This is a genomic window from Arthrobacter sp. Ld5 (assembly GCF_051172775.1).
In the GTDB taxonomy this organism is placed as follows: Bacteria; Actinomycetota; Actinomycetes; order Actinomycetales; family Micrococcaceae; genus Arthrobacter_D.
Map to the genome: position 1 here is coordinate 401,256 of NZ_JBPKBO010000024.1, position 25,721 is coordinate 426,976.

Sequence of the window (25,721 nt, forward strand, 5' to 3'; positions counted from 1 at the left end):
GACCGGCCCCGCTCGACCCATCATCTCTGATCGCAGAAGGAAGACCCATGTACGTGTTCAAGACCCCGAAGACCCGCCGCGCGGCACTCGAGATGTCCGGCGCCGTCGTTCCCGCGGCACAGGCCGCACGGCAGCGGCACTACGAGGACGTGGACGTGGCGATCGTCATGGAGTCCACCTACCCCTACCTCAAGGGCGGTGTCTCCGCCGTGGTGCACGACATCGTCACGCACAACCCCGACCTCACGTACGGCATCATCCACATCACCTGGGATGCCGATTCTCCCCAGGACGATCTCTACGGCATGCCGGACAACGTGGTCTGGGTGCGGCCGGTATTCCTGAGCCTGCAGGAGCACCGGCACGACTACATGGCGGCGACCTCCCGGGATCTCGGCATGACCCCGGCGGAACGCGCCGCCCTCGTGGACCGCCTCTTCGACGCGCTCTATGCGCTGGCGGAACGGCGCGAGGTGGAGCCGCTGTGGCAGCTTATCGACGAGGGGCTCAACGAGCGCACGCGGAGCTACCCGCTCTGGGCACTGCTCGGGACGAGGGAATTCATGGAGGCCCTCGCCGTGAGGATGCCCCAGCTCGACCTGTCCCTCGCGGACTCTTTCTGGCTGCTGCGGAACTTCTTCTCGCTGGCCTACGCGATCCTCGGGGAGACCATGCCGAAGGCGCGTGTCTACCACGCACACACCACGGGGTATGCGTCGCTGCTCGGCGCCGCGGCCGCCCGCGACCATGAGACCTCGTTCCTGCTGACCGAGCACAACCTCTACGTCCGCGACACCATCAACACACTGCTGGACCGCAACATGGCGCTGTCCATCACCTCCGAGGACTACCGCACATTCGACGTCACGCCGGAGCAGCGCGCGTGGATGGCCTGGTGGACTGAGATGGGGCACTTCTGCTACCCGAGCGCCGCCCTCATCACCTACCTGTACCCGACGGCGATCACCGAGGCGGCGCGCCTCGGCACCGATATCGACAAGGCCGTCGTGGTGCCCAACGCCATGGTCATCGAGGAATTCGAGGACAAGTACCGTGCGCGGCTGACAGCGCAGAAGGTCCTTGAGGAGCGCGGCGACGATCATACGTGGAAGCTGGTCTACATCGCGCGCATCGTGCCCATCAAGGGGCTGCTCGACCTCCTGTCCAGCATGGACCTCCTGCGTCGCCACGGATTTCCGAACCTCCATCTCGACGTCCTCGGCCCCACCGAGCACGTACCCGAGTACTACGAGGCGTGCCTGGCCAAGATCGAGAGCCTGGGGCTGCACGATCACGTGACGATCCACGGCACGGTCAACGTCAGGGACATGCTCGACCAGTTCGATCTCCTCGTCCTGCCGAGCTACAACGAGGGCCAGCCCATCGTCGTCCTCGAAGCGATGGCTGCAGGCATCCCTACCGTGGGCACCGATGTCGGAGGCATGCGGCAGCTGATCGGAGATGAGCTGCACACCCGGGACGGCCGGACCGTCGGTGCCTGCGGTGAACTCGTGGTCGCCGGAGACGTCCAGCAAATGGCGGACAGCGTGCGGGCGGTGATCGGCGACAAGAAGCGCTACGCCGACTACGCGGTCAACGCCAGGACCCGGGTTCAGGAGTTCTTCCAGATGCACGAGATCATGTCCTCCTACAACGAGATCTACCGCACCGTCGGAGATATCACCGACCTCCGGGGTCTTTCCACAGCGGACCTCGAGGCCCTCGAGCGGACGGCTTTATGACCGGGGTCGGGGCCTGGATCCGGTACGGCGGGCCGCTGCTGCCGGGGCAGCTCGAGTTCGCCGCCGAGCACTACCGGGCAGCGATTCTCCAGCCGTGGGAGGTGGACGCCGCCGCAGAGCTCAAGCGCCGGCGTCCGGACATGACCGTGCTCTGCTACAAGTGCCTGTCCTCGACGCGCAGCTACGAGCCCGGTCCCGTCTACACCTCCGGCGTCTCCTTCGCGGAAGCGGAATCCGTGGACGAGGGCGCGTGGTTCGCCCGGAGGCTCGACGGCACCCGGATCGAATGGGAACGTTATCCGGGACACTGGCAGATGCGGGTGTGGGATCCTGCGTACCAACGCCGGTGGGTGGAGAACGTGGTCGACGAACTGCGGGATTCCCCCTTCGACGGCGTCATGGCGGACAACGATGTCTTCGACGACTACTACGGTCTCCGCCTGCCCATCGACGGAGCGACGGAGATGCAGGATCTCCGTTCCGCCCTCGGGGACCTGGTGCAGGCGGCCGGCACGGCGCTGAACGGGGCAGGCAAGATCCTGGTACCGAACATCGCCGAGTCCCGCCGTGAGCCGGGCCGATGGCAGGCGCACGCCGCCTATGGTGGAGGCTTCGAGGAGGTCTGGCTCGGTTACGGCGCACAGCAGCTGTTCGATCCTGTGACCGCCGAGGCCCAGCTGCCGCAGGCCGGCGGGCCGGGACTCTCGATCCTCCGCGTCCCCACCGACGGCGACGACGGTCATCCGAACCTCATGTACGGGCTGTCGGCGTTCTGGATCTTCGGGGCGGGGAGGGGGGCGTACGCGGCGACAGGGCACGACGACTACAGCCGCACACAGCATGTTCCCGAACTCGACTGGCAGCTCGGACGACCGCGCACGGAGGTGACGGGGATGGACCACCTCTGGTGGCGTGAGTTCGAGGACGGCTTCGCGGCCGTCAACTTCGACGCGGACGCCACGGGCCGCCTCGAGGTCCCTGCGGGGCTCGTGGACGCCGCCGGGGTGCCGGCCCCGTCGGTGGTGGTCCTGCCGCCCCGGCGCGGCATCCTCCTCCGACGCGCCGCCTGACACCGGCCGACGTCCCGCCCACCGAACGTCAGGTTCTCCGCAGGATTCTCCATGATCCGGGTCCCGGGGGTGGTCGACTCCACCGCCATGGACGACCATGTGGACATGAAACCGAATGCCGCTGGGGCAACGTTCATCTCCGCAGCACTCGCTGTCGCCTTCGCCGTCTGCTCGCTCGCGATCCCCGGGACTCCCGCGCATGCCGGCAACCTGACCTCGAGCACCGGCCAGCAACTGCCCGCCTACCTCCAGGGCTACCGACAGGGTCAGCTGCTCTGCCCGGGCGCGGCCCTGACGGGAAAGGTGTCCGTGGCGATCGTCGACCCGATGATGGCCACCACCGACGCGCCCGGGGACTGCACGCTCTCGGACATGAAGGTGGCCAACCCTGGCACCACTTTCCTCGCGTACCTGAACATCGGCGCGATGAGGGACTTCGAGACCTGGAACGGTGTCTTCCAGAACTCCTGCGCCGATACCGCCACCGCCGCCGGCAGGAAGTTCGGGGTGACCACCTCCAACCCCAGGGTTGCGCGCACCGACGACGGCCTGGCCGGCTACCCGGGCTTCCCCTACCTGACGGTGGCCGATCTCTCCCCGGCCTACGCGGACGCCTGCGCGGCGACGGCCCGGACCATGCTCAACACCGACTCCCAGCGGGGGACCACGAACGCGCCTCCCGCCCGCTTCGACGGCATCTTCCTCGACGACGCGTCGATGTCCCCCTCTCACGGACAGGACATGGTCGACGTCGGACAGTGGGGCCCCTGGGCCGACGACGACGCCTACGGCCGGGCGCTGATCGCGGCCGTCCAGCGATTCGACGCAACGCTCACCCGCTCCATGGGCCGCGACATCCCCGTCGCCGTCAACCTCGGGGTCTACCCGGCCTGGCGCAACCAGGTGACCCTCGCCAAGGCACTCGCGTCCACGCGCTCCGTCGACTTCGCCCTCCGGGAACACGTGGTCGCGACCGGGACCGGACGGCCCCTGCCGGTCATCGACCTGCAGCAGGCGAGCGCCGCCTACCAGGCGATCACCACGGCGGGCATGCCCGTGGTGGAGCACGACTACTCGGTCCCACTGCGCGAACTGCCCGCGTCCGCCTACCGCCAGGGCGGTGACATCGGGAGTTCCGCACCGTGCCTGCGTGACGGGTCTGCCAACCGCTCGTCGGTCGTCGCGGCGGCGAAGACCCGCCGCACCCTCGACCACCGCATGACCCTCGGGCACCTGCTGCAGGCGCGGACCGCGACGGCCCGCCAGATGACTGCCACCGTCTCGCAGGCGGAACCCACCTGCCAGGACAACGCCTGGGACGACGACGCAAACTTCGAGGCGGTCACGGCGCCCTCGGTCAATGCGCTCGACTCCCAGGTCACAGCCCTCACGAAGGCGGTGACGTCCGGTGCCTACGCGACGGCGGCGCCGCTCAAGTACTCGGGCGTCAGCGTGGTGAGGCTCTCCAACGGCAGCGTGGTGGCCGTCAACACCACGACCGTCGCGCGATCCGTGAGCGCCTACGGCAAGACCCTCAGCGTCCCGGCGCGGTCCGCGACCATCCGCTGACGGGGTCCGCTCAGCCCGGCTGCAGGTGCGTCGGCAGGACGCTGCCCGGGGCGCGGCTGCGGATCATCAGCAGGTTCCGGGCGTGCTCGTGGAGCCGCCGGTCCTCCTCGGACACCGGGACCCAGCGCGGCACCGGGACCGCCGTCCCCTCGTCGTCGCGCGCCACCATGACCGTGAGGCACGTGGTAGTCAGCTCCATGTCGCGGGACTTCGGACTCCCGGAGCGGACATGGACGGCGATGTGCATGCCCTTGGTGCCCGTGTAGACGAGGCGCGCCTCCACCTCGACGACGTCGCCGATGTGTAGGGGCTTCAGGAACCGGACGCCGCCGGAGAACACGGCGACGGTGTCCAGTCCGCAGTACCGGGTGGAGCAGACGTAGGCGGCCTCGTCGATCCAGTCCATCACCGTGCCGCCGTGCACCTTCCCGCCCCAGTTGACGTCGGTGGGCGCGGCGAGGAACCGCAGGACCGTCCGTTCCGCCGTGCTGCCGTCGGTGTATTCCTGACGGCGCATCTCTTCGACGATCTCCTTGCGGACCTTGATGCGCGCGACCGCGTGCTCGCTCTCCACCCGTTCGGCGTCCGTCCGGGGTTCGAAGGGCGGCACCGGGACGGGCCTGCCGTCCGGGCTCACCGCCACGAAGATGACGAGGCACTCGCTGCGCTTCCCGCCGTCGTCGCCGGTCACGGATCCGGAGGAGACCCGCGTGCGGATGTGCATGGAGGAGGTGCCGGTATGGACGATCGTGGCCTCGACCTCCACGAGGTCGCCGACCGCCACGGGGTCCGCGAAGTGGATGTTCCCCACGTAGGCGGTCACGCAGTAGGTCTTCGCCCAGCCGACGGCGGCGGCGTAGGCGGCCTTGTCCACCCACTCGAGCACGGTGCCGGCATCCACCGAGCCGCTGTGCCCGAGGTCCGTGGGGGAGGCGAGGAAGCGGAGGGTGACGGAGTTCGACGGCGGATCGGCGGGGCGCGGCAGGGAGTCCATGCCCCAGTATCCCCATGCGCGGAGTGCCCCCGGTAGCGCGGCCGGCGCGTTACGCGCCGAGGTCGACGACGGTCACCCTGCCCGCGGACGTGTCATCGGCCATCGCGACCAGGGCGTCGGGGACGGCGTCGAGGGGAATCCTGCGTTCGATGAGGTCCTGCGGGCGGAGCCTGCCGGCGGCCACGAGGTCCAGCAGGCCGGGATAGTCGTGGGCGGGCATGCCGTGGCTGCCGAGGACGGCGAGTTCCTTCCCGATAACGGCGCCCATCGGGATCACCGGGTCCGCAGGGAACAGGCCGATCTGCACGTGGCGGCCCCTGGGCCGCAGGGACAGGATGCCGATGGCCGCGGTCTCCTCGCGGCCGAGCGCGTCGACGGACACGGCGATGCCCTCCGGCGCGGCGTCCCTCACGGCGTCGAGCACGGCGGACCGGGAGAGGCCTGCCGAGTGGACGGTGGCCACCGCGCCGAAACGGGCGGCGCGGGCCAGGGCGTCCTCGTCGATGTCGACGCCGATGACGCGCGCGCCCAGCGCCACGCCGATCAGAACGGCGCTGAGCCCCACGCCTCCACAGCCGACCACGAGGAGGGTCTCGCCGGCGGCCAGGCGCGCCTGGTGCACGAGGCCGCGGTACGACGTCGCGAACCGGCATCCGAGCAGGGCGGCCGCTCCGGCGTCGAGGGAGTCGGGGACGGCGACGAGGTTGGTGTCGGCGTCGTGCAGGGCCACGAGGTCCGCGAAGGAACCCCAGTGCGTGAAGCCCGGCTGCGTCTGGTTGCGGCACACCTGGCCGTTGCCGGAGAGGCATTCGGGGCAGCGGCCGCAGGCGCAGACGAACGGCGTGGTGACGCGCTCGCCGACGGAGAAGCGCCGGACGTCGTCGCCCACGGCCTCGATGGTGCCCACGAGTTCGTGACCCGGCACGTGCGGGAGGCTGATGCCGTCGTCGTGCCCCAGCCAGCCGTGCACGTCGCTGCGGCACAGGCCGGTGGCCTCGACGCGGACGACGACGCCGCGCGGCGACGGCACGGGGGCGGGCACGTCCCGGAGGACGGGACGGGCGGAGAACTCATCGAAGCAGACGGCACGCATCGCACCATTCTGCCCCGCGGTGATGCCTCCCGTGCGCAGCCGGCGCCGGTCCCGGCGGTGCGTGGGCTGCCGTCGTGGCCGGCCGGCGGGGTCAGGCCGCGCGGAGCCGGTGCCGTTCCCGGCGGCCGGTGACGGTGTCGGTCGCGAGGCTCAGGAGGAGGCCCGCGGCGACGATCGCGATCATCGTGAACGGGAGGACGTCGAGGCCGATGCCGTCGAGCAGGAGCCCGCCGAGGAGCGCGCCGCCGCCGATGCCGATGTTGAACGCCGTCGTCTGCAGGGCGGCCGCGAGGTCACGCGTGCGGAAGGAGGCGGTGCGGAGCATGCGGGTCTGCAGCAGCGCGGGGATGCCGCCGAACGCGGCGCCCCACACGATGACCCCGATGAGCACCACCACGGTGTTGGAGGTCGCGAGGGCGAGGGTCAGGACGGCGGCCATGACCAGCACGACGACGCCGGCGAAGGCCTTCCGCGGGAAACGGTCCGCGGCGTAGCCGGCGCCGACGAGGCCGATGATGCCCGCTCCGCCGTACAGGAACAGGACGAGGGCGACGGACCCGGACGCGAAGGCCGAGACGTCGGTCAGCCACGCCGCGATGTACGTGTAGAACGTGTTCTGGCCGGTCAGCAGGATCAGGATCACCGCGCACAGCAGGATGACCGCGCGGAAGCTCGGGTCGCGGCGCAGCGGCACGCGCTCCTCTCCCGCCGTCCGCTCCACGTGGTGGTTGACGGGCGGCAGGAATTTCACGATCACGAGGGCGAGCAGGGCGACGACGACGCCGATGGTGGCGAACGCCGCACGCCAGCCGAGGGCGTTGCCGATCGCGGTGCCCACGGGGACGCCGAGGACGAACGCCGCCGTCCCGCCCCCCGCGGTGATGGCGACCGCCTTGCCCAGCTGGTGCGCCGGGACGAGGTGGGCGGAGTAGGCGGCGACGACCGCCCAGAACAACCCGTGCGCTAGGCCACCGAGGATGCGCGCGGCCACGAGCACGCCGTAGGTCGGGGCGATGGCCGCGAGCACGTTGGAGGCTGCGATCACCAGGAGGACGACGACGATCAGGGACTTGCGGGAGAACCGCTGCGTCAGGGCGGCCAGGGGTGTGGTGGCGACGACGACGGTCCCCGCGAAGATGGTCACGAGGTAGCCGGCGGTCGAGATCCCGACGCCGAGGTCCCGTGCCATGGCGGGCAGGAGGCCGGTGGGCAGGAATTCGCTCGTGACCGAGACGAAGATCGCTCCGGCGAGGGACAGCAGCCCGAGGTAGGGGAACGGTGGGGTGGAGGTCGCCTGAGCGGAGGAAACAGACAAGGGGGTACCAATCGTGGAGTGTCGGCAGTCATCGCCCCGGTTGCACCGTTGAAGACCGAGAGGCGTACAGAGGTCGGCGCGTCAGTGGCGCGACTCCTGCGGCAACGCCGGCGCCGTGCGGGGCATTCCCGCGCCCGCCCCGGTCGCATCAGGCCGGCGTGCGGCAGCTCCGCCTAGCGCTCGCCCCCGGCGCGGTCGGCCTCGACGTCGTCGCCCTGCTCCGCGTCGTCGTCTCCGTCGTCGTCGTCGACCTGCTCCCCGTCGTGCGGGGGGACCAGCGTGAGGCCGGGGCCGGCGTCCCGGTCGTCGAGTTCGTCCCTGACCTCGTCCTTGCGGGCCGCCGTCTCGGGGTGGATCTCGCCCTCCGTCGCGAACTCGTGGTCGACCTCCCGGTGGACCTTGCTGTTGAGGACTTCGACGTCCTGGTCCTTCAACCGGCCGAGGTCCTCGGGGAACGGCTCGTCGGGGGAGATCCTGCTCTTCATGGGCATTCCAATCTGCCGGCTGTGGATCGCACGGCGACGGTCCGAATTTTAAGCGTCGGCGGTAGGTGGCAACAAGCAGGGGGCTTAGTGATCGCGCGGGCCCGCAGCGGCGGCGGGTGGGATGGGCCGGGCGGGTGGGCCGCCGCGGCGGGCGCCCCGACCCGGGGGAACGTTCCGCCGGATCGAGGCCGTAGCCCCGGGTCTGCCATCAGCGTCCGGCCATGTCCCGTCCGTGATCGGTGGCGTAGGCGGCGAAGGCGTCCCCATCCTCGCCAGGGGTGACGAACTCGTCGCACAGCTTGGCGCCGAGTTCGGCGAGGGCGTGTCCCAGGCGGGCGGCGCCGAGCTGGACGTCGCGGGATGCGCAGGCAGCGGCTGCCTGCTGGATGCCGACGGCGACCCGCACCTGACGTGCGAGGGACAACCGCGGGTCCTCCTCCTGGAAGTAGTACGTCTCGGCGTGCTGTGTGAAGTCGATGCGGGCGACCACCAGCTGCGCCGTCAGGGTGTCGAGTACGCGTGTGACATCCCGTGGATCGAGGCGGTCCAGCATGGCCGGGTACCGCACGTCACCGAGGCCTTTGAGTTCGAGCGCGAGCGAACGCCGCCGGGACAGCGGCGGGTAGATCTGCGTGAACCAGGTGAGCGCGGCGGTGAGGAGGGCGAAGCCGGCCAGCCCCTCGAAGGGGCTGGCAAAGCGGATCCACGGGTCGGTGGCCACCACGTCGCCGAACCCGAGGGTCGCGAGCGTCACGCTCGAGATGTAGGCCGCTTCGTAGAGATCCGCATACTGGGCCGAGTCGACCCCGGGCGAGTAGGTGAAGCCGTCGGGGACGTGCGGCAGGTAGACCAGCGCCCACCCGATCACCTGCATCACGAGCCACAGAACAAGCACGGCGACCATGATCGCCGGTCCCACGGCGGAGCCGAGGCGGTGACGGGAGCGTCGCGACACCGCCCACAGCGAGCGCATGACCCACCGGCTCAGGAAGCCGGTGCCGCTCGGGTGGAGCAGGGACTGGTAGGTGTCCAGGAGTCCCATGATGATCAGCGCGATCCCGGCACTCGTCACGACTGCGTCCATGTTCGCCTCCGTCCTCGAATCGGGCGCATCCGTCCTCCGCCCGCCGCCACTACACAGGCTACTGTGGGACGCGCTCCCAGCACCGGCAGGCACTCGGAAGGTGGTCCTGGACATCGACATCAACCTGGTCCTCGCCCTGTTCGCCGGTGGCGTCCTCGTCCTGTCCCTCCTCTCCTCGTTCTTCGAGCGCATCAGCCTGCCGGGGCCCGTCCTGGCGCTCGGATTCGGTGTCCTCCTCGGCCCCGCAGTCTCCGGACTCATCCGCATCGAGGATTTCGGGGTTCCTCCGGGTGATCTCCTGGAGCAGACCGCGCGTCTCACGCTGGCCGTCGGCCTCGCCGGCGTCGCCCTCCGCCTGCCGCACGGCTACTGGCGCCGGAACCGCCGCTGGGTCGTAACGGTCATCGTCCTCGGGATGCCCCTGATGTTCGCCGTGGCAGCGGGTGTCCTGTGGGCACTGCTGGGCGTCCCCTTCCTGATCGCCCTGACGGTCGGGGCGATCATCACCCCGACGGATCCGGTGGTCGCGACGCCGATCGTCACGGGTTCCCTGGCGAAGGCGAAGGTGCCCGAGGGTGTGCGGTACGACATCTCGTCGGAGAGCGGTCTCAATGACGGACTGGGTTACCTCTTCGTTTTGCTCCCGGTCCTGCTGATCACGTCGCCGGAAACGGCAACGCGGGACCTGCTGACGCGAGTGCTCCTCCAGGAGGTCCTCGGTGCGGCGATGTTCGGAGCGGTCATCGGCTTCGTGCTGGGCAAAGTGTTCTCGCTCGCCCGGCGTCACAGCCTGATGGAGGAAAGCTCCTACCTCGGCTTCCTTTTTCCGTTCGCCCTCCTGGTCCTCGGCACGGGGAAGCTGCTCGGGACCGACGCCATCCTGGCCGTCTTCGTCGCCGCGGCCGTGTTCGGGCAGGTCATCCCGCAGCAGGACGAGGACGAGGAGGACAAGGTCGAGGACACCGTGAACAGATTCTTCCTGCTGCCCATCTTCATCCTGCTCGGTATCGCCCTGCCGTTCAGGGACTGGGCCGCTCTCGGCTGGGGCGTGCCCGTCGTCCTCCTCGCGGCCGTCCTCCTGCGCCGGGCCGTCGCCCTCGCGCTCCTGCGTCCGCTCCTACGCCGGGTGCACGACGTCCCCGAGACCGTCTTCCTCGGCTGGTTCGGGCCGATCGGCGTCTCCGCGCTGTTCTACGCCACCCTCGCCGAGCGGCTGACCGGCGATCATCGGATCTTCGTCTACACGACCCTGGCTATCACGCTGTCGGTCCTGGTCCACGGCGTGTCCACGGCTCCACTCAGCACGTGGCTCGGCCGCCGGGAGGCATCCCGCGCCGCGTGACCGCGCGCAGTCGATCGTCAGCACGCTTGCTAGGCTCAACCGGGACGATCACGACTTCGAGGGAGCAGCATGAGCGCCGAACGCCTGGTCACGGACGCCGACGAACTCGAGAAACCGAGATGGAGACTCGTGGGCCCCGGCCTCCTGGCGGCGGCCACAGGCGTCGGCGCGGGCGACCTCGTTGCCACGCTGATCGCCGGCAGCCAGTACGGCTACGCCCTCCTCTGGGCCGCCGTGATCGGCTGTGCGCTCAAGATCATCCTCGTCGAGGGCGTGGGCCGCTGGTACCTCGCCACGGGGAAGACCATCTTCCAGGGCTGGCGCACTCTCGGCGCGTGGACCAGCTGGTACTTCGGTCCGTACATCATCATCTGGGGCTTCGTGTACGGAGCGACGGCGATGAGCTCCACTGCCCTGCCCCTCCAGGCGCTCTTCCCGGCCGTCCCGCTCAACGTCTTCGCCGTGGCGTCCGGCCTCGCCGGGTTGGTGCTCGTCTGGTTCGGCAGGTACGGCCTCTTCGAGAAGATCATGACCGTGATGGTCGGCATCATGTTCGTCTCCGTCGTCGGCTCGGCCATTCTCGCCGTCCCGAACGTCCCCGCCATGCTCACAGGTCTCGTCCCCACCCTCCCCGGTGGGTCGGTGTTCTACGTGCTCGGCCTTGCGGGTGGTGTCGGTGGCACCATCACGCTCGCCGCCTACGGGTACTGGCTCCGGGAGAAGGGCTGGAACAAACCCAAATGGATGAAGGTCATGCGGGTGGACAACTCGGTCGCCTACACCATGACCGGCGTCTTCGTCGTCTGCATGCTCATCCTCGGCGCCGAACTCCTCTACACCGCGAACATCTCGCTGCAGAGCGGCGACCGCGGCCTCCTCGACATGGGTGCGGTGCTCGAGGACCGCTACGGGGTGGTCTGGGCGAAGGTCTTCCTCATCGGCTTCTGGGCGTCGTCGTTCTCCTCGCTCCTCGGCGTGTGGCACGGCGTGAGCCTGATGTTCGCCGACTTCTGGGCGAACTTCCGCAAGAAGGCGGACGACCTCTCCGACGACGACGCCCCCGGCTCGCACAGCAAGCCCGCCCGCGCGTACATGCTCTGGCTGACCATCCCGCCGATGCTCCTGCTGCTGCTCGGCCGTCCGTTCTTCCTGATCCTCGTGTACGGGGTCCTCGGCTCGCTCTTCATGCCCTTCCTCGCCATCACCCTGCTGGTCCTGCTGAACAGCACGCGCCTGCCCGGTCAGTGGCGGAACAAGTGGCTGTCCAACGTGTTCCTGGCCGTCACCACCATCGTGTTCCTCGTCCTCGGCCTGAACGAGCTGGTCGGCGCCATCGCCGGGGGCTGACCGCACGACCACCGCGTGCCAGACTGGGGGAATGCTCGTAGCCTTCAGCGTCGCCCCGTCCGGAACCTCCGACCTCTCCCGCGAGACCGCCGACGGGTCGGTGCACGACGCCGTCGCCGCCGCGGTCGCCGTCGTCCGTGAATCGGGTCTGCCGAACTCCACCGACGCGATGTTCACCACCATCGAGGGGGAGTGGGACGAGGTGATGGCCGTGATCAAGCACGCCACCGAGGCCGTGGGCCGTTACGGGAGCCGTGTGTCCCTGGTGCTGAAGGCGGACATCCGGCCCGGCCGCACGGGGGAAATGACCGGGAAGGTGGAGCGGCTCGAGGCGGCACTGGCCGAACAGGAGCAGTTCGAAGGCCACTCCTAGACCCGCCGGCCCGCGGCGTCGTCCGGTGCCCCGGGCCACTAGGCTGGCACGGTGACACAGCCCCTGCCGACGCTGCCCTACGTGATCCGGCCCGCCACCCCCGACGACGCCGAGGCGTACGTCCGCACCCACGTCGCCGGCCTGCACGAGACGTACGAGCACATCATGCCCCCGGAGTACCACGCGCACTACGACGCGGAGCTGCCTACCCTGATCGGGCGCCGTCGGGCAGCGTTCGAGGAGGCGGCACGGACCCCCGGCGGGGCGCGGAGCTGGCTGGCGTTCGACGACGACGGCGGACCGGTCGCCGTCGCGACCTCCGGCCCGGGCCGGGACGAGGACCGCCCGGACTTCGAGCTGCACCACATCTACACGCTGCGGTCCACGCACGGCTCCGGACTCGGGCAGCGCCTGCTGGACACCGTCATCGGCGCCCGGGCCGCGTACCTGTGGATCCTCGACGGCAATCCGCGGGCCGAGCGCTTCTACGTCCGCAACGGCTTCGCGCCCGACGGCACGTCCATGCTCTGCGGGCCCACCTGGCACCACCGGCCGATGTTCCGCATGCACCGCCCCGACCACGCGTCCGGCCTTCGACCATGACGAAATCGGCAGGGCCCCGCCCCGCGATCGGCGAGTTCCCGATCGACACCGGCACGTGCGAGCTCGAGCCCGACCCGTACAGCCCCAACGGCTGGGTGCTGCGCGTCAACGGCGTGCCCAGCTCCCACATCGACCTGGACGATCCGCTGCACCTGGATTTCGAGTACATGCACTGGATCGCCTCGCTCGTCGATTCCCGGTGGGCGCCGTCGGAGCGGCTGCGGGTGCTGCACCTCGGGGGAGGGGCGTGCTCGCTCGCCCGCCGCTTCGCCGCGAGCCACCCCCAGGCCCGCCAGGTCGTGGTCGAACTGGACGGCCGGCTCGCGGAACTCGTCCGGACCTGGTTCGACCTGCCGCGCGCACCCCTCGTCCGCATCCGGGTCGGGGAGGCCCGTGCCGTCACGGAAGCCCTCAGCGAGGGCAGCCGCGACCTCGTGATCCGGGACGTCTTCGCCGGGTCGGCCACACCCGCACCCCTGACGACGGCGGAGTTCACCCGCGCGGCCAAGCGCGTCCTCGCGGCCGACGGTGTCTACCTCGTCAACTGCGGCGACAGCCCGAACCTCGCCATGGCCCGACGTGAGGCCGCGACGATCGCCGCGGAGTTCCGGCACACCGCGGTCATCGCCGACCCCGCCATGCTCAAGGGCCGGCGCTACGGCAACGTGATCATCGCCGGCAGCGACGCCCCGCTGGCAGAGGACCCCGGCCTGGCCCGGGACCTGCTCGGTGGCGGCGTCCCCGCGCACCTGTGGCAGGACGCCCGCGTCCGGACGTTCGCCGCGAACGCGCAGGTCCTCACGGACTGAGCGCGGAGCGTCAGTGCCGGCACCTCGCCCCGGGCCCCGGGCCCGACGTCTTGCGCCCATCCCACGTGACGGGCGCAAGACGTGGGAGTGTTCGAACATTCCCACGTCCCGCGCCCGGGGGATGGGAGGCGGCCGTCAGGCGCGCCCGAGGAGCTGCGCCTCCATGGCCGCCGTCGACCGTCGGAGGGCGTCGACGACGGCGGCGATCGCCGGCTGCCGCAGCGCGTCCGCCCGCACCACGAGCCAGTAGTCGAGCCGCTCCGCGACGTCGTCCGGAAGCAGCCGGACGAGGTCCGGGTGCCGGTCGGCCATGAAGCAGGGCAGCAGGCCGATCCCGGCGCCCGCCCGGGTGGCTTCGACGTGGACGAAGACGTTCGTCGAACTCAGGGCGTCGCGCATGGCGGGCAGCAGCCGCCGGGGTGCGTCGAGGCTGTCCACCTGCAGCATCGCGTCGATGAAGTACACCAGCCGGTGCGCCGTGGCCTCCTCGAGCGTGGCCGGTGCGCCGTGGACGTCGAGGTACTCCCTGGAGGCGTACAGCCCGAGGACGTAGGTGCCCAGCCGCTCCGCCTCCGCGCGGTGCACCTGCGGTTCGCCGACCACCACCTCGAAGTCCAGGCCCGTCCGGGTCTGCGACGCCCGGCGCGTGGCCGTGACGATCTCGATGCGCAGCAGGGGGTTCGCGGCCCGGAGCCGGGCGAAGGCGGGAGCGGCGACGAACGCACTGAACCCGTCCGTGGCGCTCATCCGCACCACGCCCGAGAGCGCGCCGTCGTCGTCACCCAGCCGGGCGACCGCCTCCGCGACCGCCGCTGCGGCGTCCGCCGCACGCCGGCCCAGGTCGGTCAGCTCCCATCCGCCGCTGCCGCGGGAGAGGACGCGCCCGCCGAGCGCCTTCTCCAGGGCCGCGATCCGCCGCGACACCGTGGTGTGGTTCAGCCCCAGCGACTCGCCGGCCGTGGTGAAGCGCCCGCTCTGGGCCACGGCGAGCAGCACCACGAGATCCTGCGCGTTGGGCCCCGACATATCTGCAGTATTGCAGAGCGACGGTGCCGATCTGGTCATTGGCGGGCCGGAAAGCCGCAGGGATACTCGAGAAGAACCAGCCGGGCCCGCAGCGGGCCGACACCATGTCAGCGTCGACAGAGGAGAACCCATGAGCGTCAATCAGCGCGCGAACCCGCCCCGGACCGAGAAGCCCGACGAGGCGTCGGGGCTGAAACGGATCGTCGGCGCCGCCATGGTCGGCACCGTCGTGGAGTGGTACGAGTTCTTCCTGTACGCGACGGCGGCGAGCCTGGTCTTCGGCACGTTCTTCTTCCCCAACGCCGGCTCCGAACTGGACGGCATCATCGCGGCCTTCCTCACGTATGCCGTCGGCTTCGTGGCCCGCCCGCTCGGCGGAATCGTCTTCGGGCAGATCGGCGACAAGCTCGGACGCAAGCACACGCTCCAGGTCACGATCATCCTCGTGGGCGTGGCCACCTTCCTCATGGGCTGCCTCCCCGGGTTCAACACCATCGGCTACTGGGCCCCGGCCCTGCTGGTGGTCCTGCGCTTCATCCAGGGCTTCGCCGTCGGCGGGGAATGGGGCGGCGCGGTGCTCCTCGTCGCCGAGCACAGCCCCAACCGGTCCCGCGGGTTCTGGTCGAGCTGGCCGCAGGCGGCCGTTCCCGTGGGCAACCTCCTCGCGACCCTCGTCCTGCTCGGCATGAGCTGGATCCTGCCGCAGGACGAGTTCCTCAGCTGGGGCTGGCGGGTGGCCTTCTGGGCCTCCGCGATCATCGTGGTGATCGGCTACTACATCCGGACCCATGTCAGCGAGGCGCCGATCTTCCTCGAGGCCCGCGAGAAGATCGAGTCCGAGAAGGCGGTCAGCTACGGTGTCCTCGAAGTGGTCAAGCGGTACCCCAGGGGAGTCCTCGGGGCCATGGGCCTCCGGTTCGCCGAGAACATCCTCTACTACATCATCGTCAGCTTCACGATCGTGTACCTCAAGACGGTGCACCAGTACGACACCTCGCAGCTGCTCCTGGCCCTCCTGATCGCGCACGTGGTCCACTTCGCCGTCATCCCGCAGGTGGGCAGGCTCTCGGACGCCTTCGGCCGCAAGCCGGTCTATCTCGCCGGGGTGGTCCTCGGCGCCACCTGGGCGTTCTTCGCGTTCCCCATGTTCGACACGCTGAACCCCTTCCTGATCATCCTGGCGGTGACCATCGGCCTGGTGTTCCACGCCCTCATGTACGCGGGCCAGCCGGCCATCATGTCGGAGATGTTCCCCACCCGGATGCGCTACTCCGGCGTCTCCCTCGGCTACCAGGTGACGTCGATCCTCGCGGGATCCCTCGCGCCGATCATCGCGACGGCCCTCCTGCAGGAATACGACAGCTGGGTCCCCGTGGCCGTCTACCTGGTGATCGCCTGCGGCATCACGCTGGTCGCGGTGCTGACCCTGAAGGAGACCCGCGGGACCTCGCTCCGGGAGGTCGACGCCGAGGACGCGCGTCGCCACGGCCTGGACGAGCCGGTCGCAGGGCAGGTCACGCCGTGAGCACGACGGCGTCCCGGCCGGTGACCGCCGTCGTCCAGGGCTCCCTGTCCGGCCGGCGGGCCCTGGTCACCGGCGGTGCGAGCGGCATCGGGGCCGCCTGCGCCCGCGCCCTCGCAGGACGCGGCGCGCACGTGGTGGTCGCGGACCGCGACGAGGCCGGCGCCGGAGCCCTGGCCGCCGATCTCGGCGGCGAGGCGTGGGCGGTGGACCTCCTCGACACGCGGTCCCTGGAGACGCTGACGCTCGAGACGGACATCCTCGTGAACAACGCGGGGATCCAGACCGTCAGCCCCCTCGAGGAGTTCGATCCCGAGGACTTCCGCCGCATCCAGCGGCTGATGGTGGAGGTGCCCTTCCTCCTCATCCGCGCCTCGCTCCCGGGGATGTACGCGCGGGGCTTCGGCCGGATCGTCAACGTCTCGTCCGTCCACGGGCTGCGGGCGTCGCCGTTCAAGGCCGCCTACGTCGCGGCCAAGCACGGCCTGGAGGGTCTGTCGAAGGTCACGGCGCTCGAGGGCGGCGCCCGCGGCGTCACGAGCAACTGCGTCAATCCCGGCTACGTCCGCACGCCGCTGGTGGAGCACCAGCTGGCGGACCAGGCACGCGTGCACGGCATCAGCGAGGAGGAGGTCCTCGGGCAGGTCATGCTCACCGAGGCCGCCGTCAAGCGGCTCGTGGAACCCGAGGAGGTCGCCTCGCTCGTCGCATGGCTGGCGGGCGACGACGCCGGCATGGTCACCGGGTCCTCCTACGTCATGGACGGCGGCTGGTCAGCCCGCTGACGCCCGCCGCAGGGAGGACGGGCGGCCCCCCCCGCCCGCCGTCGTCAGCCCCGCCGAGGAACAGCCCCGCCGGGTGGACACATGCCCACCGGGCGGAGCCGGGCGCGACGATCGGCGCCGCGGCTGCCGGTCAGACGCCGAGGATCTCCTCGATCGGGCCGATGCCGAAGAACACCACGAACGCCGCGGCCACGGCCCACATCAGCGGGTGCACCTCGCGGCCGCGCCCCTGGATGGCGCGGATCAGGACGAAGGCGATGAAGCCGGCGCCGAGGCCGTTCGCGATCGAATAGGTGAACGGCATCAGGGTGAAGGTGAGGAAGGCCGGGATGGCGATTCCCCAGTCGTCGAAGTCGATGCGCCCCACCTGCGCCACCATCATGAAGCCCACCACCACGAGCGCCGGGGCCACGGCCTCGAACGGCACCAGGCTGATGAGCGGGGTGAAGAACATCGCCAGGAGGAACAGCAGGCCCGTCACGACGTTCGCGAGTCCCGTCCGGGCCCCCTCGCCGATGCCCGCACCGGACTCGACGTAGATCTGGTTGGACGACACGGATCCGGCGCCGCCGGCCACCGCTCCGAGGGCGTCGACGATGAGCACGCGGTTGACGCCGGGGATGTCGCCCTTGGCGTCGACCAGCTTCGCCTCGTTCGCGAGGCCCACCATCGTGCCCATGGCGTCGAAGAAGATACTCAGGAGGATGGTGAAGGTCAGCAGCACGGCGGCGGTCCCGCCGAGGTGTCCGAAGGCACCGAAGAGGCTCACGTTGCCGACGAGGCTGAGGTCGGGGATGCCGACCCACGAGCCGGACGGGAGTTCGGGGACCACGAGCGACCAGCCGGCGGGGTTCGGTTCCTCGCCCGGCGTGACGCTGGCGCCGACGTCGAAGACGGCTTCGAGGACGACGGCGAGCGCCGTCGCGGCGAGCACGCCGATGAGGATGGCCCCGCGCACCCGGCGGACCACGAGGGCGATCGTCAGGATCAGGCCGAAGACGAAGACCAGGGTGGGCCACCCGATGAGGACGCCGCCGAAGCCCAGGCCCACGGGCACGGTGGTGTTGGCGACGTCGGGGATGCGGCGCACGAAGCCCGCGTTGACCAGGCCGATCAGCGCGATGAACAGGCCGATACCCACCACGATCGCGGTCTTCAGGCTCCCGGGGACGGCGTTGAAGACGGCCGTCCGGAACCCGGTCAGGACGAGCACCAGCATGGTGAGGCCCGCGAGCATGACCAGGCCCATGATGTCCGGCCAGGTGAGGCCGGGGTTCGTCGCGACGGTGATGGCCACGAACGCATTGACGCCGAGCCCCGTGGCGAGGGCGAAGGGGTACTTGGCCCAGGCGCCCATGACGATGGTCAGGATGCCGGCCACGAGCGCGGTCACCGCGGCCACGCGCTCGAAGCCGAGCTCGGCGCCCGAGGAGTCGGCGCCGGCGAGGATGAGCGGGTTGAGCACCACGATGTAGCTCATGGCGAAGAAGGTGGCGAGCCCTCCCCGGATCTCACGGGAGGCGGTCGACCCCCGTTGGGTGATGTGGAAGTAGCGATCCAGCACGGAACCGGTTTTGAGCATGGGAGGTCCTAGGGGGAAGGGGTGGGTCGAGGAAATCCTATCCCGGCGGTCCGTCCGGGTCCTGATCGTGACGGACGCCGGCCAGCGCGGTGACCCAGCACTTCATCAGGGACGCGCCGTAGGGTGGGGGCATGTCTGCCCTCCTCCTGCCCTCCCGGCCCGCTGCACCCACCCGCGGTCGCCGTCGTCGTGCCGCCCGGATCCTTGCGTCGCTCGTCCCCGCGGTCCTGCTCGCGCTCGCGGCGATGCTGGGCGCCGGCGGAGCCGCGACCGCGCACGACGAACTGACGGGGAGCAATCCCGCGGCCGGTGCCGTGGTGGACGTGCTGCCGCCGAGCCTCGAACTCAGCTTCTCCAGCGTGCCGTCCGGGATCGGGGCCCAGATCCAGGTCCTGGACGGATCCGGGACGGACTGGGCCGACGGCCCGGCGGAGATCGTCGACCGCTCCGCCACCCAGCCGTTGCGCCCGGGGGCGCCCGCCGGTGAGTACACCGTGAACTGGCGCGTGGTCAGCTCGGACTCCCACCCCATCGAGGGCTCCTTCGGCTTCACCACGCAGGAGGGTGCGGCCACCGTGCCGGACACCGCGGGCACGGCCGGCCCCCTGGACGTCCAGGACGATCAGACGAACGAGACCCACCAGGCCGGCGTGGGCGACTTCCCCTGGAGCGTCGTGTTCATGATCGCCGCACTCGTCGCGATCGCCGTCGTGCTCGCGGTCACGGCACGGAAGCGGCTCGGCGCCGGCAAGTAGGCGCGGACCGGGAGGCGTGCGGTAATTAGGCGCGGACCGGCAGGCGTGTGGCGACGCCCGGAGTTCAGGGGCGTCCCTACCGGGGGGAGATCGCCGGGCGCGGCCCGACGCGGTCCAGGGCGGACGGGCCCTGCTCCACGATGGCGTCGCTGACCAGCTTCGCCTGGCGGACGATCTCCCGCGTGGAGGGCGCCAGCAGTTCACCGACGCCCACGAGGTACAGCCCGATCGCGCGCAGAGCCTCCCTGACGTCGCGGCCGATCGCGATGTCCATCGAGCGGAGGAGCCGGCGGAGCTCGTTCTGCGGGAATTTCGTGAGGACCACATGGTCGGCGAGGAGGACCCCGCCCGCCGTCTGCACGGCCCACTTCTTCCGCTCCACCGGTGTCGGGAGGATCCGGGGGTGGCCGATGATGCAGAGCTGCTCGGCCACGGTGGTCTGGCGGACATCGATGGAATGGGCGGTCGCGTAGCCGCGCAGGAGGCGCATCAGTTCGGTGCGCTCGGAGAGCGAGGCGGAGTCCGTCATGACGGTGCGCAGGGCGCCGGAGTCGGAGCACTCGACGCTCTCGACGACGATCGCGTCGATGCCGCGGCGGCTCAGTTCACTGGCGACGGCCAGGCCCGACAGTCCGGAGCCGATGACCACGGTGCTCGTCCGCTCGGCCGCGCCGGGCTCGGGCGCAGGTCGGGCCGGGTCGGGCGGCAAGGAATCCACCGGGTCACCTCCACACGTAGCCTGGATTCCGCACGCCTTCTCCGGTCGTGCGGACTCCTGGCAGCGAACGGGTCGGCCAGGAGTACTGCGTGCGGGGTTCCCACCTGTCGGCCAGGTCCCCGCGACGGGTCGCTTCACCCTATATAACATTTGGGACAGTGGATAGACCGATCATCTCCGGTGCGCTAGAAAGGGTTGACCGGCCGCTGTCCGCGGTTCCGGGTGCGACCGAGGGAGGCCTGCCGTGAGCAGTGAGAACACAGAAGGCCTGCCGCAGGAACTGATGCAGCGCGGGATCGTCGTCGGCGTGGACGGCTCCGACCAGAGCATCTGCGCGCTGCTGTGGGCCGCGCGTGAGGCCGCGCGACGCGACGCGCCGCTCTACGTCGTGACCGCCTACACGGTGCCGGTCTTCGCGGCGTCGAGCATGGACGCCGGGTACGCCACGGTGGACGACGAGGTCATCCGCGAGAGCGCACAGGCCGTCCTCGACGAGGCCGTGTCCCGTCTGGAGGGCATGGCACTGGAGGTGCATCCGCGGATCGAGAGCGGCGACGCCGCCGGTGTGCTCCTCGACCTCTCGGAGGACGCCGAACTGATGGTCGTCGGATCGCGCGGCCGGGGTGGGTTCGTCGGCCGACTGCTCGGCTCGGTGAGCAGTGCCCTTCCCGCCCACGCCAAATGCCCGACGGCGGTCATCCCCGTCTGCACGGGTGCGCGCCTCGGACATCCGGAGCTCGGCAGGAAGCAGGGGAGGGACAGGGACGTCCCCCCTGCCGCCGTCGAACCCGTCGTGGTGGTCGGCGTCGACGGGTCGGAGCAGGCCCGCATGGCCTCGCTCGCCGCAGCCGAGGAAGCCCGCTCCCGGGGACTGCCCCTGCGGGTCATCTGCTCCGTCGCGCCGTTCAACGGCTCGCTCGCCTGGGTTCCCGCGCCGGTGGACCGGGAGGCGCTGCACGCCGACCTCACCGTCCAGCTGGCCGCCGGCCGGGACTGGCTGCAGAGCCACTACCCCGACGTCACCATCACGGTGGACCTCGTGGACGGACCGCCGGCGGAGGTTCTCATCGAGGCGTCGGCCACGTCGGAACTGCTCGTGGTGGGCACGCGCGGGCGCGGGGGGTTCGCCGGCATGCTGCTGGGCTCCACCAGCCAGGGCGTGCTGCACCACGCCCGCGGACCAGTGCTGGTCGTCCCCGACCGGGCGGACCCACGGCTCGAGGACCGGGGTTCATTCGGCCCCATGGTCCCCCGCGCCGGCTGACCGACCTCTCCGGCCCGTCCGGCGCGTCAGCCCCATCCCAGTTCGTGGAGCCGTTCGTCATCGATCCCGAAGTGGTGCGCGATCTCGTGGACCACGGTCACGAGGATCTCCTCGACGAGCTCCTCGCGGGAGCCGCACAGGCGCATGAGGGGGCCGCGGAAGATGCTGATGCGGTCGGGAAGCGACCCGGCGTCCCACCAGGAGTCCCGCTCGGTCAGGGGAGTGCCCTCGTAGAGGCCCAGCAGTTCCGTGTCCGCCGGCTCACCCGGGCGCGGTTCGTACTCCTCGACCACGAAGATCGCCACGTTGGTCATGGCGCGCGCCAGTTCGTCGGGAATGCGGTCGATGGCGTCGTCGACCGCCTCCTCGAATTCCTCACGCGAGATCTCGAACGGCACGCCCCCGATCGTACCGACTCCGGCCGGGGGTCGTGATTTTGTGGAAACAGAGATGAGCATCTATAGTTCTATAGGTCCACGACAGGGAATGATCGGCCGGAAATGCTCGTTCGCCGGCAGGTCGCAGGAACCCGGACCGTGGTTCAGGCCCCCATCGTCTAGTGGCCTAGGACACCGCCCTTTCACGGCGGCGACACGGGTTCGAATCCCGTTGGGGGTACGCAGGAATTGCCCTCACGGGCGGTCAACCGGAGCGAAAAGTGCTGGTAGGCTGGAACTCTTGCGAACAGCGAGTGAAGTAAGCAAGGCCCTGTAGCGCAGTTGGTTAGCGCGCCGCCCTGTCACGGCGGAGGTCGCGGGTTCAAGTCCCGTCAGGGTCGCTCAGGCGGCCGGATCCCTTCGGGGAAGCCGGCCGGGCTGGATACGGTGATCATCCTGCAAGATGGTTGCAAGGCTCTGTAGCTCAGTTGGTAGAGCGTTCGACTGAAAATCGAAAGGTCACCGGATCGACGCCGGTCGGAGCCACCGCTGATAACCCCGCAGTTCCCCACGGAACGCGGGGTTTTCTCGTCTGTGCCCACCGGCTGGTGTGTCCTCCTCGCTTTCTGTGAACGTTCCCAGTAGGTTCGGGCTGTCCCTGTTCAACGATGAAGTTGGAGCCCGTATGGCGCAGCAACGCCCCACCCCATTCGCCCGACGCCTGATCGCGTCCCTCGCGGTGACCGCCGTCGCCCTCGCCCCCGCCCTGCCGGCGATCGGGGCGCCCTCGCCCGGTGCCGCCCTCGCCTCGGAGCCGGCCGCGCCGGGATCGACGACGAACCTCGACCTGTCCGGTACCTGGAAGTTCACGGTCGGCGACGACCCCGCCTATGCCGAGCCGTCGTTCGACGATTCCGACTGGACCTCCCTGCAGGTCCCGGAGACCGACGGCGCGCCGCAGTTCGCGGACTACGACGGATTCGGCTGGTACCGGCTGACCTTCGACCTCCCGGACGACGCCGAGGGCCAGAACCTCGTGGCCTCGCTCGGCTTCCTGGACGACGCGGACGAGGCCTTCCTCAACGGTGTGAGGATCGGGAGTTCGGGCAGCATGCCGCCGGACGCGCAGAGCCAGTGGTTCGAGCAGCGGCTCTATCCCGTCCCCGCAGAGGCGCCCGTCTTCGGCGGCACCAACACGCTTTCCGTGCGGGTCTACGACATGTCCGGCGGCGGCGGGTGGTATCAGGGCCCGGTGGGCATCTACTCGAAGGACGCCGTCCGCGAGGAGGTGTACGGCATCAGCGGCACGGCGGCCGACGCCGACACGGCCGCCTGGGTCGGCTCCCTGCTCGATCGCCAGGCCGCAGCGCTCGCCTCCGGGGACGTGGCCGCGTACCTCGCCACTCTCGCCGGCGATTACATGCACGACGGACGCGACCGCGAGCGCCGCGCGGAGGAACTGCGAAGCTGGATGGCGGCCTCCGGCAGCCTGCGCCTCGACGATGCGGGGGTGGAGATCATCCGGTCCGACGACGGCCGCCTGCTCGTCGACACGAACCGCGCGATCATCGGCACGAAGGACGGCGCGCCCTTCGAGTTCCAGCCGCGGACGCAGCAGTTCCTGACGATCGATCCCGCCTCCCGGACCGAGAGCGGCAACCGTGCCCGGTTCTTCCGCGACTTCGTCGAGTCCGGGCTCGAGGGCGCACGCCGCGAGTACGTGACGTACCTGCCGCCGTCCTACTTCGAGGACCCGAACCGTGAATACCCCGTGGTGTACCTCCTGCACGGTGTCAACGGCGGCAGCCGTGAGTGGGAGCCGCGCGACTTCGGGGCGAAGCTCGATGAGCTCTACACGTCCGGCGGGCTCGAGGAGTCGATCGTCGTCATGCCCGACGGCGAATCACTCTGGTACGTGGACCACCAGGACGGCACTCCCTGGCGCAGCATGTTCATCGACGAACTGATCCCGCAGGTCGACGCCGAGTACCGCACCATCGCGCACCGCGACTTCAGGGGGCTCTCCGGCGTGTCCATGGGAGGTTTCGGAGCCTATTCGATCGGCCTCGCCCACCCCGAGCTCTTCTCGTCGCTCGCCTCGCACATGGGCGCGCTGAGCCTGGCGCCCGCCGTCGTCGGGGTGACCTCGCCGGGCGGGCCGGCCGGGCAGTCGCTCTCACCGTTGGCCGACGTCGCCGCCCGCACCGGCGAGCAGCTCTCGCGTCACGAGTTCTTCTTCGACGCGTGCGAGGACGACGACTACCGCTTCGACGACGCCGTCCGGTCCCTGGACGCACTGCTGGACGGCAAGGGGGTCCGGCACACCTCCGAGGTGTACCCCGTGGGACGCCACAACGACGACTGCTGGGTCCCGCGGATCGGCGACTCGTTCGGCCTGCACTCGGATCACGTGAGGGCGTCGCTCGACGCCGACACCATCGCCCCCACCGTCACGGCGTCGCTCGACCCGACAACGCGCCACGTGCGCGTCGAGGCATCGGATGACACCGGGGTGTCGCGTATCGAGTACTCCCTCAATCGCAGGGACGGCTCGTTCGAGACCTACACCGGGCCCATCCCCGTCGGCGATCGGGCCGTCACGGTCCAGGTGCGGGCCGTCGACACCTCGGGCAACGTGAGCGGTGTCGTCAGCGAGAAGTTCCTGCCCTCGAAGGCGAAGGGCGGCCGGCGCTGACCCTCGGCGCCGTCCTCCCAGCCAACGCCGGGGTTCCGCCCGTACCATGGCGGCGGAACCCCGGCCGGAGGGTCGCAGCCCGCACCGTCCCACCCCGGCAGGTTGCCTCGGGGAATCACCTGGGATAGTTCTGGAGTCACCGAGCGTCGGACCTCCGGCATCGCATCGAGACGAAAGGGCGCCAGTGAGAATCCTGCCTTCCGCTGCCGCGTCGTGCGCGCTCGTCCTGGCCCTGTGCGGATGCGGTCAGGGTGCCCCGACCTCCGCCGAGAGGATGCTGACGATGCCGCCCAGCCCCTCCCCACCGTCCGGCGCCGCCGCTCCGTCGCCGGACGGTGCGGCCCGGGTGGACACGACGACGGCGTCCCCCGGGACACCCGAGCACTGTGTCGTCGTCGCCGGCGGCATCACCACCGCCATGCTCGCGCCGCTGGCCCTGCGCTCCGGTGCCGACCCGGAGGAGCTGACGGCCCTCGAGCGGCAGCTCCTCGAGCTCCGGGACAAGGTGCCCGCCGACCTGCACGACGACTTCACCACGCTCGCGCGGTCCGTCGAGGCGCCTCCCCGCGGTTCGGGGACGTTCGACGAGAAGACGTTCCGGCAGGCCATGGCCCCGGTGCAGGACTGGCTGGGTCGTCACTGCACCCACTCCTGACCGGCAGCAGTGTGGCTTAGGCTGGGGCACAAGCGAAAGGGGTTCCCGCCATGATCGATCAACCCACGGGCCGGCAGCTGCCCGTCCTCCCGGGCGCGGCGGCCGGGAGGACCGTGATCGGCGACGCCGCGGCCGTGAAGATCGCCGCCATCGCGGCGCGGGCCGTTCCCGGCGTGTACGCGCTCGGCCCCGGCAGCGGACGCGCCCTGGGCGCCATCCGCGACGCCGTCGGCGCCAACGATCTCTCCCAGGGCGTCAAGGTCGAGGTCGGCCAGACGCAGCTGGCCGTCGACATCAGTCTCGTCGCCGCCTACGGGTTCCCGTTGAACGCGCTCGCCGACGCGGTCCGGGCGGCCGTGTACGAGGCCCTGACCGAGCTCGTGGGGCTCGAGGTCATCGAGGTGAACGTCGAGATCCTCGACGTCCACCTGCCGCCTCCGGCCGAGTCGAAGTCCGGGGACCGTGTCCGCACGGCGGGTTCCACCCAGCTCCAGCAGCCGGGGGCGTGAGGCGCCC

General features: G+C 70.3%; 24 protein-coding genes and 3 tRNA genes. 18 read left to right on the forward strand and 9 right to left on the reverse strand.

All coding sequences use genetic code 11. From position 1 onward, the window contains the following. The first annotated feature begins 47 nt into the window (after positions 1-47). From pelF to ACSGDB_RS14925, 3 genes are read left to right on the forward strand one after another with little or no spacing between them, the layout of a single operon-like run. Positions 48-1,742, forward strand: coding sequence for a GT4 family glycosyltransferase PelF (gene pelF / locus ACSGDB_RS14915; RefSeq protein WP_434995692.1), 1,695 nt, complete (start codon positions 48-50; stop codon positions 1,740-1,742). Further along, positions 1,739-2,812, forward strand: a complete 1,074-nt coding sequence (locus tag ACSGDB_RS14920) for a putative glycoside hydrolase (RefSeq protein ID WP_434995693.1) — start codon at positions 1,739-1,741, stop codon at positions 2,810-2,812. The genes pelF and ACSGDB_RS14920 overlap by 4 nt, the downstream gene beginning before the upstream one ends. Positions 2,813-2,863: 51 nt before the next feature. After that, a complete protein-coding gene (locus ACSGDB_RS14925) occupies positions 2,864-4,381 on the forward strand; it encodes a hypothetical protein (protein WP_434995694.1) in 1,518 nt (505 codons plus the stop codon). A 10-nt stretch (positions 4,382-4,391) separates the two neighbouring features. On the opposite strand, the gene ACSGDB_RS14930 is transcribed toward ACSGDB_RS14925, so the two are convergent. From ACSGDB_RS14930 to ACSGDB_RS14950, 5 genes are all read right to left on the reverse strand, one after another. After that, positions 4,392-5,375, reverse strand: coding sequence for an acyl-CoA thioesterase (locus tag ACSGDB_RS14930; RefSeq protein ID WP_434995695.1), 984 nt, complete (start codon positions 5,373-5,375; stop codon positions 4,392-4,394). A gap of 49 nt (positions 5,376-5,424) precedes the next feature. Next, positions 5,425-6,468, reverse strand: coding sequence for a zinc-dependent alcohol dehydrogenase family protein (locus tag ACSGDB_RS14935; RefSeq protein ID WP_434995697.1), 1,044 nt, complete (start codon positions 6,466-6,468; stop codon positions 5,425-5,427). 91 nt (positions 6,469-6,559) lie between these two features. Next, the gene (locus ACSGDB_RS14940; RefSeq protein ID WP_434995699.1) at positions 6,560-7,783 is read right to left on the reverse strand and encodes an MFS transporter; all 1,224 of its coding nucleotides are present in this window, start codon (positions 7,781-7,783) and stop codon (positions 6,560-6,562) included. A 173-nt stretch (positions 7,784-7,956) separates the two neighbouring features. Then, on the reverse strand, positions 7,957-8,268 hold the full coding sequence (locus tag ACSGDB_RS14945) for a hypothetical protein (RefSeq protein WP_434995701.1): 312 nt from the start codon (positions 8,266-8,268) through the stop codon (positions 7,957-7,959). Positions 8,269-8,476: 208 nt separating this feature from the next. Then, positions 8,477-9,352 (reverse strand): potassium channel family protein, encoded by an 876-nt coding sequence (locus tag ACSGDB_RS14950; RefSeq protein ID WP_434995702.1) that lies wholly within the window; start codon positions 9,350-9,352, stop codon positions 8,477-8,479. A 100-nt stretch (positions 9,353-9,452) separates the two neighbouring features. Between ACSGDB_RS14950 and ACSGDB_RS14955 the strand changes: the two genes are divergently transcribed. The 5 genes from ACSGDB_RS14955 to ACSGDB_RS14975 all read left to right on the forward strand — a co-directional run bounded on the left by ACSGDB_RS14955 (position 9,453) and on the right by ACSGDB_RS14975 (position 13,826). Further along, on the forward strand, positions 9,453-10,694 hold the full coding sequence (locus ACSGDB_RS14955) for a cation:proton antiporter domain-containing protein (RefSeq protein ID WP_434995704.1): 1,242 nt from the start codon (positions 9,453-9,455) through the stop codon (positions 10,692-10,694). A 69-nt stretch (positions 10,695-10,763) separates the two neighbouring features. Further along, a complete protein-coding gene (locus ACSGDB_RS14960) occupies positions 10,764-12,041 on the forward strand; it encodes an Nramp family divalent metal transporter (protein WP_434995705.1) in 1,278 nt (425 codons plus the stop codon). Between the two features lie 31 nt (positions 12,042-12,072). Then, positions 12,073-12,414 (forward strand): thiamine-binding protein, encoded by a 342-nt coding sequence (locus ACSGDB_RS14965; protein WP_434995706.1) that lies wholly within the window; start codon positions 12,073-12,075, stop codon positions 12,412-12,414. A 51-nt stretch (positions 12,415-12,465) separates the two neighbouring features. Continuing rightward, a complete protein-coding gene (locus ACSGDB_RS14970; RefSeq protein WP_434995707.1) occupies positions 12,466-13,017 on the forward strand; it encodes a GNAT family N-acetyltransferase in 552 nt (183 codons plus the stop codon). Beyond that, entirely contained in the window at positions 13,014-13,826 is an 813-nt protein-coding gene (locus ACSGDB_RS14975) for a spermidine synthase (RefSeq protein ID WP_434995708.1), read from the forward strand. Before ACSGDB_RS14970 ends, ACSGDB_RS14975 begins: the two co-directional genes overlap by 4 nt. 135 nt (positions 13,827-13,961) lie before the next feature. Here ACSGDB_RS14975 and ACSGDB_RS14980 read toward each other — a convergent pair whose 3' ends face one another. Then, positions 13,962-14,852 (reverse strand): LysR family transcriptional regulator, encoded by an 891-nt coding sequence (locus ACSGDB_RS14980; protein ID WP_434995709.1) that lies wholly within the window; start codon positions 14,850-14,852, stop codon positions 13,962-13,964. Between the two features lie 130 nt (positions 14,853-14,982). On the opposite strand from ACSGDB_RS14980, the gene ACSGDB_RS14985 reads away from it, so the two are divergent. Then, complete coding sequence (locus tag ACSGDB_RS14985) at positions 14,983-16,377, forward strand: MFS transporter (protein ID WP_434995710.1); 1,395 nt, start codon at positions 14,983-14,985, stop codon at positions 16,375-16,377. Beyond that, positions 16,374-17,159, forward strand: coding sequence for a 3-hydroxybutyrate dehydrogenase (locus ACSGDB_RS14990; RefSeq protein WP_434995711.1), 786 nt, complete (start codon positions 16,374-16,376; stop codon positions 17,157-17,159). The genes ACSGDB_RS14985 and ACSGDB_RS14990 overlap by 4 nt, the downstream gene beginning before the upstream one ends. 130 nt (positions 17,160-17,289) lie before the next feature. On the opposite strand, the gene ACSGDB_RS14995 is transcribed toward ACSGDB_RS14990, so the two are convergent. Further along, complete coding sequence (locus ACSGDB_RS14995; protein WP_434995712.1) at positions 17,290-18,741, reverse strand: NCS2 family permease; 1,452 nt, start codon at positions 18,739-18,741, stop codon at positions 17,290-17,292. A 131-nt stretch (positions 18,742-18,872) separates the two neighbouring features. Here ACSGDB_RS14995 and ACSGDB_RS15000 point away from each other — a divergent pair, with 131 nt between their 5' ends. After that, complete coding sequence (locus ACSGDB_RS15000) at positions 18,873-19,496, forward strand: copper resistance CopC family protein (protein ID WP_434995713.1); 624 nt, start codon at positions 18,873-18,875, stop codon at positions 19,494-19,496. 76 nt (positions 19,497-19,572) lie between these two features. Here the strand turns inward: ACSGDB_RS15000 and ACSGDB_RS15005 are convergent, their stop codons facing one another. Continuing rightward, complete coding sequence (locus ACSGDB_RS15005; RefSeq protein ID WP_434995715.1) at positions 19,573-20,214, reverse strand: FAD-dependent monooxygenase; 642 nt, start codon at positions 20,212-20,214, stop codon at positions 19,573-19,575. Positions 20,215-20,497: 283 nt separating this feature from the next. On the opposite strand from ACSGDB_RS15005, the gene ACSGDB_RS15010 reads away from it, so the two are divergent. Beyond that, entirely contained in the window at positions 20,498-21,478 is a 981-nt protein-coding gene (locus ACSGDB_RS15010) for a universal stress protein (protein ID WP_434995995.1), read from the forward strand. Between the two features lie 26 nt (positions 21,479-21,504). Here the strand turns inward: ACSGDB_RS15010 and ACSGDB_RS15015 are convergent, their stop codons facing one another. Continuing rightward, a complete protein-coding gene (locus ACSGDB_RS15015) occupies positions 21,505-21,876 on the reverse strand; it encodes a metallopeptidase family protein (RefSeq protein WP_434995716.1) in 372 nt (123 codons plus the stop codon). 147 nt (positions 21,877-22,023) lie between these two features. On the opposite strand from ACSGDB_RS15015, the gene ACSGDB_RS15020 reads away from it, so the two are divergent. From ACSGDB_RS15020 to ACSGDB_RS15045, 6 genes are all read left to right on the forward strand, one after another. After that, positions 22,024-22,096 (forward strand) — tRNA-Glu (locus ACSGDB_RS15020). A gap of 86 nt (positions 22,097-22,182) precedes the next feature. Beyond that, positions 22,183-22,256 (forward strand) — tRNA-Asp (locus ACSGDB_RS15025). A gap of 72 nt (positions 22,257-22,328) precedes the next feature. Continuing rightward, positions 22,329-22,401, forward strand: a tRNA-Phe gene (locus ACSGDB_RS15030). A gap of 139 nt (positions 22,402-22,540) precedes the next feature. Next, on the forward strand, positions 22,541-24,550 hold the full coding sequence (locus ACSGDB_RS15035; protein ID WP_434995717.1) for an alpha/beta hydrolase-fold protein: 2,010 nt from the start codon (positions 22,541-22,543) through the stop codon (positions 24,548-24,550). A 184-nt stretch (positions 24,551-24,734) separates the two neighbouring features. Beyond that, positions 24,735-25,205: a hypothetical protein gene (locus ACSGDB_RS15040; RefSeq protein WP_434995718.1), complete on the forward strand. Its 471-nt coding sequence runs from the start codon at positions 24,735-24,737 to the stop codon at positions 25,203-25,205. Positions 25,206-25,255: 50 nt separating this feature from the next. Next, positions 25,256-25,714 carry an Asp23/Gls24 family envelope stress response protein gene (locus tag ACSGDB_RS15045; protein WP_434995720.1) on the forward strand — a complete coding sequence of 153 codons (459 nt, stop codon included), beginning with the start codon at positions 25,256-25,258 and terminating at the stop codon, positions 25,712-25,714. Positions 25,715-25,721: the final 7 nt, after the last annotated feature.

Bases quoted from the DNA above. Each gene is read 5' to 3' on its own strand.
- ACSGDB_RS14980 (WP_434995709.1), bottom strand. From the start codon at position 14,852: ATGTCGGGGCCCAACGCGCAGGATCTCGTGGTGCTGCTCGCCGTGGCC.
- ACSGDB_RS15035 (WP_434995717.1), top strand. From the start codon at position 22,541: ATGGCGCAGCAACGCCCCACCCCATTCGCCCGACGCCTGATCGCGTCC.
- ACSGDB_RS14975 (WP_434995708.1), top strand. From the start codon at position 13,014: ATGACGAAATCGGCAGGGCCCCGCCCCGCGATCGGCGAGTTCCCGATC.
- ACSGDB_RS15045 (WP_434995720.1), top strand. From the start codon at position 25,256: ATGATCGATCAACCCACGGGCCGGCAGCTGCCCGTCCTCCCGGGCGCG.
- ACSGDB_RS14965 (WP_434995706.1), top strand. From the start codon at position 12,073: ATGCTCGTAGCCTTCAGCGTCGCCCCGTCCGGAACCTCCGACCTCTCC.
- ACSGDB_RS14960 (WP_434995705.1), top strand. From the start codon at position 10,764: ATGAGCGCCGAACGCCTGGTCACGGACGCCGACGAACTCGAGAAACCG.
- ACSGDB_RS14985 (WP_434995710.1), top strand. From the start codon at position 14,983: ATGAGCGTCAATCAGCGCGCGAACCCGCCCCGGACCGAGAAGCCCGAC.
- ACSGDB_RS14925 (WP_434995694.1), top strand. From the start codon at position 2,864: ATGATCCGGGTCCCGGGGGTGGTCGACTCCACCGCCATGGACGACCAT.
- ACSGDB_RS14945 (WP_434995701.1), bottom strand. From the start codon at position 8,268: ATGAAGAGCAGGATCTCCCCCGACGAGCCGTTCCCCGAGGACCTCGGC.
- pelF (WP_434995692.1), top strand. From the start codon at position 48: ATGTACGTGTTCAAGACCCCGAAGACCCGCCGCGCGGCACTCGAGATG.
- ACSGDB_RS14935 (WP_434995697.1), bottom strand. From the start codon at position 6,468: ATGCGTGCCGTCTGCTTCGATGAGTTCTCCGCCCGTCCCGTCCTCCGG.
- ACSGDB_RS15000 (WP_434995713.1), top strand. From the start codon at position 18,873: ATGTCTGCCCTCCTCCTGCCCTCCCGGCCCGCTGCACCCACCCGCGGT.
- ACSGDB_RS14995 (WP_434995712.1), bottom strand. From the start codon at position 18,741: ATGCTCAAAACCGGTTCCGTGCTGGATCGCTACTTCCACATCACCCAA.
- ACSGDB_RS14930 (WP_434995695.1), bottom strand. From the start codon at position 5,375: ATGGACTCCCTGCCGCGCCCCGCCGATCCGCCGTCGAACTCCGTCACC.
- ACSGDB_RS15010 (WP_434995995.1), top strand. From the start codon at position 20,498: ATGCAGCGCGGGATCGTCGTCGGCGTGGACGGCTCCGACCAGAGCATC.
- ACSGDB_RS14920 (WP_434995693.1), top strand. From the start codon at position 1,739: ATGACCGGGGTCGGGGCCTGGATCCGGTACGGCGGGCCGCTGCTGCCG.
- ACSGDB_RS14950 (WP_434995702.1), bottom strand. From the start codon at position 9,352: ATGGACGCAGTCGTGACGAGTGCCGGGATCGCGCTGATCATCATGGGA.